At 73.6% G+C, this 7,828-nt stretch carries 7 protein-coding genes and 1 pseudogene; 4 read left to right on the forward strand and 4 right to left on the reverse strand.

What is annotated here, in order from left to right:
• The 4 genes and pseudogenes from VGR37_11890 (at position 1) to VGR37_11905 (ending at position 2,884) form a co-directional block, all read left to right on the forward strand.
• Positions 1-110, forward strand: a pseudogene (locus VGR37_11890) (integrase core domain-containing protein).
• A 335-nt stretch (positions 111-445) separates the two neighbouring features.
• Positions 446-2,317: a long-chain fatty acid--CoA ligase gene (locus VGR37_11895; protein ID HEV2148096.1), complete on the forward strand. Its 1,872-nt coding sequence runs from the start codon at positions 446-448 to the stop codon at positions 2,315-2,317.
• Positions 2,314-2,505, forward strand: coding sequence for a hypothetical protein (locus tag VGR37_11900; GenBank protein ID HEV2148097.1), 192 nt, complete (start codon positions 2,314-2,316; stop codon positions 2,503-2,505). Before VGR37_11895 ends, VGR37_11900 begins: the two co-directional genes overlap by 4 nt.
• Positions 2,506-2,728: 223 nt before the next feature.
• A complete protein-coding gene (locus VGR37_11905; GenBank protein HEV2148098.1) occupies positions 2,729-2,884 on the forward strand; it encodes a hypothetical protein in 156 nt (51 codons plus the stop codon).
• A gap of 10 nt (positions 2,885-2,894) precedes the next feature.
• On the opposite strand, the gene VGR37_11910 is transcribed toward VGR37_11905, so the two are convergent.
• The 4 genes from VGR37_11910 to VGR37_11925 all read right to left on the reverse strand — a co-directional run.
• Positions 2,895-3,917 carry an FAD binding domain-containing protein gene (locus VGR37_11910; protein HEV2148099.1) on the reverse strand — a complete coding sequence of 341 codons (1,023 nt, stop codon included), beginning with the start codon at positions 3,915-3,917 and terminating at the stop codon, positions 2,895-2,897.
• A gap of 96 nt (positions 3,918-4,013) precedes the next feature.
• The gene (locus VGR37_11915; protein ID HEV2148100.1) at positions 4,014-5,471 is read right to left on the reverse strand and encodes a PAS domain-containing protein; all 1,458 of its coding nucleotides are present in this window, start codon (positions 5,469-5,471) and stop codon (positions 4,014-4,016) included.
• Between the two features lie 89 nt (positions 5,472-5,560).
• Complete coding sequence (locus VGR37_11920; GenBank protein HEV2148101.1) at positions 5,561-7,141, reverse strand: M20/M25/M40 family metallo-hydrolase; 1,581 nt, start codon at positions 7,139-7,141, stop codon at positions 5,561-5,563.
• Between the two features lie 41 nt (positions 7,142-7,182).
• Positions 7,183-7,828: MBL fold metallo-hydrolase (locus VGR37_11925; GenBank protein ID HEV2148102.1), on the reverse strand; the 646-nt coding region annotated here is incomplete at its 5' end.

The raw sequence follows: 7,828 nt of genomic DNA on the forward strand, positions 1-7,828 counted from the left end.
GTCAGCAGATCTTCCGCGGGCGCGAGGAGGCAGAGGTGCTGGCGGAGCACTACCGTCTGGAGTACAACCATGTGCGACCGCACAGCGCGCTCGGCTACAAGACTCCGGCGCGCTTTGCGGCGCAGTGGGAGCCGGCCAACGGGGCCTCTGCGCCTGCGGCGCTCCGGCCTTCGCCGACTCCCCCTGCTGAGGGGGAGATGAAGAACGTTTTACCAACCAGCACTCCCATAACCACTGGTACCGCCAGCGGGGGCTACTCATGGCGGCTCTCAGGCCGCCGGGTGAGGGCCACGGCGCCCCCACCGGGAGACTCCCGGTGGGGGCGCCGTTTCGCACTTCGCACTTCGCACTTTCGCACTCCGGCGTGCCGGTTATATTGGCACTGAATTTCCCGCGCCAGCTCTCGACTTCCCGATCCTGCTTCCCGCCCGCGACAGGAGCCCCCATGCCGAGCGCCACGCCCCCGGAGAGCCACAGCCGCGTCGTCGCGCTGGACCCCGTGGAGCGCGACACCATTCCCCGCATCTTCCTCCGCGCCGTGGACCGGTACGACCGCGCGGAGGCCGTGCGGCACAAGGAGGGGGGCGCGTGGAAGTCGCTGGACCACCGCGAGATGGAGGAGCGGGTCACGAGGCTTGCGGCGGCGCTCTCCGCGGCCGGCGTGCAGGCGGGGGACCGGGTGGCGATCCTGTCCGAGAACCGCCCGGAGTGGGCGATCGTCGACTACGCGGTGCTGGGGCTGGGCGGGGTCGTCGTTCCCATCTACGCCACCCTCCCGGCCAACCAGGTCGCCTACATCCTGGAGAACTGCGGCGCGCGCGCGATCTTCGCCTCCACCCCCGAGCAGGTGGCGAAGGTCGTGGAGATCCGCGGCGGGCTCCCGGCGCTGGAGCAGGTGGTCGCCTTCGACGACCCCGCCGGCGCGCCGGACGTGGAGCGCTTTCGCGACCTGCTGGAGGCCGGGCGCGCCACCATGGAGCGGGGCGAGGTGGGGAGCTTCCGCGAGGCCGCGCTGCGGGTCTCGCGCGACGACGTGGCGACGCTGATCTACACCTCCGGGACCACGGGCGACCCCAAGGGGGTCATGCTCACGCACTACAACCTGGCCTCCAACGTCGCCGCCGTCCTGCAGCACGGGTTCGCCGCCATCTTCTCCCGGGGGACGGTCGCCCTCTCCTTCCTCCCGCTCTCGCACGTGTTCGAGCGGATGGTGGACTACCTGTACCGGGACCAGGGAGTCTGCATCGCCTACGCCGAGTCCATGGAGAAGGTGGCGGACAACCTCGGCGAGGTGCGTCCGAACGTCGCCGTCTCCGTTCCCCGCCTCTTCGACAAGATCTACACGAAGGTGATGGGCGCGACGGGGCTCCGGAAACGGATCCTCCTGTGGGCCAGCGGGGTCGGGGAGCGCGTGGTCGACGAGCGCCTGGCGGGGCGGGAGCCCTCGGGCGCGCTGGCGCTGCAGTACGGCCTCGCCGACCGGCTGGTCTTCTCCAAGCTGCGGGAGCGCGTGGGCGGACGCCTGGGGAGCTTCATCTCCGGGGGCGCGCCTCTCTCCGCGGGGGTGGCGAGGTTCTTCCACGCGGCCGGGCTCCCCGTGTACGAGGGGTACGGCCTCACCGAGACCTCGCCGGTGATCGCGGCGAACCGGCCGGGGCACGTGCGGCTGGGGACGGTGGGCCAGGTGGTCCCCGGGGTGGAGGTACGGATCGGGCAGGACGGGGAGATCCTGACCCGTGGGCCCCACGTGATGAAGGGGTACTGGAACAACCCGGAGGCGACGGCGAAGGCCATCGACCCGGACGGGTGGTTCCACACCGGCGACGTGGGCGAGCTGGACGCCGACGGCTTCCTGCGGATCACCGACCGGCTCAAGGACCTGATCGTCACCGCGGGCGGCAAGAACGTTGCGCCGCAGCCCGTCGAGAACGCCGCCGCCATGTCGCCCTTCGTAGCGCAGGCGGTCATGGTGGGCGACCGGCGCCCCTACACCGTCCTCCTGCTGGTGCCGGACTTCGAGAACCTGGGCGCCTGGGCCGGGCGGAACGGGATCGACGCCGCCGACCGCGCGGCGCTGGTGCGCGACCCGCGCGTTCGGGAGCTGCTGGAGCAGGACGCACTGGGGCGGCTGGACGCCTTCGCGCGCTACGAGAAGCCCAAGAAGGTGGCGGTGCTCCCGGACGAGCTCACCGTGGACTCGGGCGCGCTGACGCCGACGCTCAAGGTGAAGCGCCGGGTCGTCGAGGAGCGGTACCGGAACGAGATCGAGGCGCTGTACGCCGACGGCGGAGCGCACGGAACGAGAGGAGGAGAATGAAAGCGAAGCTGCACAGCCAGGGGAAGCAGGGCGGGATGCCGAAGGGAAAGCTGCTGCTGGGGGCCGCCGGCCTCCTCCTCTTCATCGTGGGGGTCCGCCGGAGCTTCCGCACCGAGCAGGGAGAGATCGGCGAGGTGCTCCCCCCGCGCGAGGAAACGGAGCCCGAGGCACGGGAGTCGGCCGCGTAATACCGAATCCGGTCGTATCGGGAAGAGTCCCTCCTCGCCCGGCCATCCGGATCGCCGGAGGAACAGCAATGGCTCACGCAGAGGAAGCAGAGGAAACAGGGGACTGCTCTCTCGCTGTTCCTCTGCTTCCCCTGCTTCCTCTGCGTGCGTCCCGCCGTTTTTCGGTGTTCCCGGGGGAGCGCCCCGCCGACGACCTCACGCGACACAGCCGCCCGCACCTACAGTGGACCACGAACAGAAGCACGTCCTCGGCATGTGGATCGTGGCGGCCTTCCTGGGCGGCTTCGCGATGCTGCTCTGGTGGGTGGGGACGCTGGAGCGGGAGGGCGGGGGCGCGGCGCCGCCCTCGCCCGTGCAGGTGTACGACTCCACGGCGTGAGCGCCGGGCGTCAGCGGCGGCGGGCGACCTCCTCAACCGCACGGCGCACGTAGACGGGGACCATCGCCCGGCGCCAGTCCGGGTCCACGATGATGTTCTCCAGCGGGTGGCACTGCTTGAACGCCTGCTGCGCCACGGCGTCGGCCACGTCCCCCACCGGGCGCCCCACCGCCACCTTCTCCAGCCCGGAGACCACGCGCGGCCGCGACCCCAGCGCGGACACCACCAGCGACATGGCCGCCACCGTGTCGTCCTCCGCCACGTCCGCGGCGAGCGCCACCGTCAGGAGGGGGAAGTCGATCGAGTTCCGCTGCCGCAGCTTGCGGTAGGCGGTCCGCAGCCCCGGCGGGGGGAGGGGGATCCGCACCCGCACCAGCAGCTCCCCCGGACGGCGCACGGTGTTCCACTTCCCGTCCGCCACGAAGAAGTCCGCCACGGGGACGGTGCGCACCCCCTCGGCGGAGGCCAGATCCGCCGTCGCTCCGAGCGTCATCAGCACCGGGGGGGTGTCGGCCGAGTGCGCGGCCACGCACTTCTTCCCCACCCGGGTGACGTGGCACACGTCGCCGTCCTTCTTCAGGCAGAACCCCAGCGCCTCGCGCCAGAAGTGGCTCTGGTTGTAGTAGGTGCAGCGCGTGTCCAGGCAGAGGTTCCCGCCGATCGTCCCCTGGTTGCGGATCTGCGGGCCCGCCACGTGGCCTGCGGCGTCCGCCAGCGCCGGGAAGAAGCGGAGCACCAGCGGGCTGCGCGCCACCTCGGTGAGCGTCGCCGCGGCGCCCAGCGAAAGGAAGCGGGCGCCGCCGCCGTCCGGGCCCACGGGGCGCCCTTCCGGGTCGTCCAGGCGGATCCCGCGCATCTCCTCCACCCCCTTGAGGGCCACCAGGAGCCGCGGCGTCCAGAGCCGGTGCTTCATGTTGGGCACCAAGTCTGTGCCGCCGGCCACGGGCATGGCGTCCTCGCGCCCGTGCAGGAGGGCGATGGCCTCCTCCAGGCGGGCGGGGCGGGCGTACTGGTATTCGTGGAGACGGAGCATGGCACGTCGGTTGGGCGTTCGATTTCGGCGGCGACCGAAGCTAGCGAAAACCGGCCGCCGCTGAAAGGCCGCGGAAAGCGGGCGGAGGGGCCCGCCTCAGGCGGCGGGCCCCTCCCCTGCGGAAGTGGGCGCGAACGCCCGCGGGAGGCGCAGGATGAAGACCGAACCGCCGCCGTCCCGCCCGTCCACGCGCAGGGAGCCGCGCAGCAGCGTAGCCAGCTTCCGGGCGATGGTCAGCCCGAACCCGGTCCCCCGGCGCATCGAGTCGGTGCGGGAGGGGTCGCCGAGCTGCTCGAACGCCTCGAAGATCCGCCCGCGGTCCTCGGGCGAGATCCCCGGGCCGGTGTCCCCCACCCAGACTTCCACGACGTCCGGCGCCTCCGGGACGGCCCGCGTCTCGATCCGCACCTCCCCCTGCGGGGTGAACTTCACCGCGTTCCCCACCAGCGCCAGGAGGAGCTGCCGGAGCCGGTCCGGGTCGGTCTGCAGCGTGGCGGCGCCGTCGCCGACCTCCACCTGGAAGCGCAGGCGCTTCGCCTCCGCCTGCTGGCGGAGCGGCTCCAGCGTGCCGCGCAGGAAGGGCTCCAGCTCCACCGGCGCGGGGGAGACGGGGAGCCGGCCGACCTCGGCGGTGGTCATCAGGAGGACGTCGTCCACCAGCCGCGCCAGGTGCTCCGCGCAGACGCCGGCCCGCTCCGCCGCCCGCTGCGCCCCGGCGGGGACGGAGCCGTACGTCTCGGTGCTGAGGAGGTGCGTGTAGCCGACGATGGCGTTGAGCGGGGTGCGCAGCTCGTGGCTGACCGCGGTGAAGAAGCGGCTCTTGGCGCGGTTCGCCTCCTCCGCCTCCGCGGCCAGGCGCGCCAGGTCCATCTCGCGCCGCACCCGCTCGCTCACGTCCTCGAAGAGGATGGACACGCCGCCCAGCGGGAGCGGGTACGTCCACACGTCGAAGACGCGGTCCCGGAAGACGCGCCCCTCCGGCTTCACGGCGCTCAGGTGGCGCGGCTCCCCGTCCGCCATGGTGGCCCGGAGGGCCTCCACGATCTCCGGCGGACGGGCCGGGAGGAGCGCGTGCAGGTCCGCCCCGAGCGCGCGGTCGCGGAGGAGGTGGAGGAGCTGCTCGGCGGCGCGGTTGATGTAGACGATCCGCCAGGCGGAGTCCACCGCGATGAAGCCGTCGCGGATCGCCTCCAGGAGGCGGGCATACTGCTCCCGCACCCCCCGCTCCGAGGTGGCGTCGCGGAAGTGCACCAGCACCCCGTCCCCCTCCACCGGCGCGGCGCGCACCGCCAGGTGCCGGGGGAGCCCGCGGGCGCCGTACGTTTCCGTGTACTCCAGGGGCACGCGCTCCTCCAGGACGCGCGCGACGCACGCCCATGCGTCGGCACCGTCCGGGCGGGGGAGCACCTCGCGGAACGGCCGGCCGAGCGCATCCTCCCGGGAGATCCCCAGGATGCGCTCGGCGGCGGCGTTCCAGTAGGTGATGCGCCCCGCGGCGTCGATGGTGTAGACCCCGTCCTGGATCGCTTCCAGGACCGGGCTGGAGGAAAGCATCGCGAACACGTTCCTGTTCCCGGTCGGTATACGTTGCACGCCCCGGCCACCCCGCCGCCCCGCCGCCGTACCTTGGTACTACGTCTGTTTCAGCCGCCGCGTTCCGTGCCCCGCCGGCTGAACTCCGTCCCCGGGCTCCACTCCGGGAGCCGGTCGGCGGAGGCCACGGCCAGTGCGGTGCGGAGGAGCACCCGGCCCTGCTGCACCGCGCCCCCGTAGTCGAGCCCCTCGCGGTACGCGTCCGAGGGCTGGTGGTAGTGCCGCGACACGAACTCCTCGTACCACGCCTCGCCCCACCCCTCCGGCCTCCCCTCGAAGTCCAGCCCGTGGTCCAGCGCCAGCGCCGGAACACCCGCCCGCGCCAGCGGGAAGTGGTCCTGGCGGAAGAACATCCCCTGCTCCGGGTGCGGATCCGGGCGGAGCGTCATCCCCTCCGCGCGTGCGGCCTCCCGGACCGTCTCTCCCAGCTCGGAGCGGTCCGCGCCCAGCGGGGCCAGGTCGCGGGTGCGCCCCTGCAGGTTGGCGCCGTCCACGTTGAGCTCCGCCGCCGTGCGCTCCAGCGGGAAGAGCGGGTTCCGCGCGTACCACTCCGCCCCCAGCAGGCCGGACTCCTCCGCGGTGGTCGCCACGAAGCAGAGCGGGCGCCGCGGCGGCTCCGGGAGCGCGGCGGCGGCCTCGGCGACCGCCAGGAGCAGGGCCACCCCGCTGGCGTTGTCGTACGCGCCGTGGTACACCACCCGCTCGCCGCCCTCGTCCGTCCCGGTCCCCAGGTGGTCGTAGTGGGAGGTGAGGAGCACCACCTCCTCCCGCAGCGACGGGTCGCTCCCCGGGAGGAGCCCGGCCACGTTGGCGGTCTGCACTTCCCGCACCGCGCTGCGCACCCGCGCGCGCACCCGGATCCCGGTGTCCACGGGCCGGAAGCCGCGCTCCTCCGAGCGGCGCTCCAGCGCCTCCGGGTCGTGCCCGGCGCGGCGCAGCGCCTCCGCGGCCGCCCCATGGGCGATCCACCCCTTCACCCGCAGGGGGAACTCCGGCTCGCCGGCCAGGTCGTACTGCTCCCCCGTGTTGGAGGCGCGGACCACGTTCCAACCGTAGCCGGCCGACTCGTCCGTGTGGACCAGGAGCACCCCGGCGGCCCCGCGGCGCGACGCCTCCTCGTACTTGTAGGTCCAGCGCCCGTAGTAGGTCAGCGCCCTCCCCCCGAAGAACCCCGGCGTGGCCTCCGTGCCCGGGTCGTTCACCCGCACCAGCAGCACCTTCCCCCGCACGTCCACCCCGCCGAAGTCGTCCCAGCCGTACTCCGGCGCCGTGATGCCGTAGCCGCAGTACACCAGCTCGGCGTCCACCTCCACCTCCGGCCGGGGGAGCCCGGCGCGCATCACGAAGGCGTCCCGGAAGGGCGGCTCCACGACGCTCCCGTCCGGGAGCTCCAGCGCCAGGACCGGGTCGGGGTCCGCCGTGAGCCCCACCAGCGGCACGGCCTGCAGGTACGACCCGCCGGCCGGGCGGAGGCCGATCCGCGCGAACTGTGCCCGGACGTACTCGGCGGCCAGCTCGCCGCCGCGCGTACCCGGGGCGCGGCCCTCCAGGAGCGGGTGCGCGAGGAAGCGAAGGTGGGCGTCGACGGCCTCGGGACGGATCCGGTCCAGCACGGTGTCGGGAAGATGCATGGCGTGGGGTCGGAGTGGGCGTTGGTGTTCGATGCCGCGGGTCAGGCGAGGGCGTGGCGGCCGGACGATCCCCGCAGCGCCTCGCCGCGCGCCTCCAGGTAGCCCAGGATGGCGCGCACCGACCCCTCGGCGGCGCCGGTCAGGCCGGGGTGCAGCTCCGGGCCGTACACCCGCCCCACCAGCTCCGCGGGCGTGGCGGCGCCCCCCTCCCGCAGGGCGTCACGCACCTGGGCGATGCGGGCCTCCCGGTGCGCCGCGTAGCGCTCGAGCGCCGCGGCGGGATCGGTGATCGGGGGGCCGTGCGCCGGGTACATGGTGGCCGCGCCGAGCCCGCGCAGGCGCTCCAGCGACTCCAGGTACGCGGCGAGGTCGCCCTCGGGCGGCGCCACCAGGGTGGTGTCCCCCTCGCCCATCAGGTGGTCCCCGACGAAGAGCAGGCCCGCGCCGCGGGTCTCTCCCTGACGCAAAAGGAACGCCACGTGCTCCGGCGCGTGGCCCGGCGTGGGAACGGCGACGAGCGTGCCGGCGTCGGTCTCCACCTCGTCTCCCGCGCCGATCCACCGGGACACCGCCGCGGGGGGGACGCCGCTCCCCAGCGCGCCCGGCGCCATCCAGAGCGGGGCGCCGGTCCGCTCCGCCAGCGTGGGCGCCGCCGCCGAGTGGTCCGCGTGCGAGTGGGTGAGGAGG

This window comes from Longimicrobiaceae bacterium (genome assembly GCA_035936415.1).
Lineage (GTDB): Bacteria > Gemmatimonadota > Gemmatimonadetes > Longimicrobiales > Longimicrobiaceae > JAFAYN01.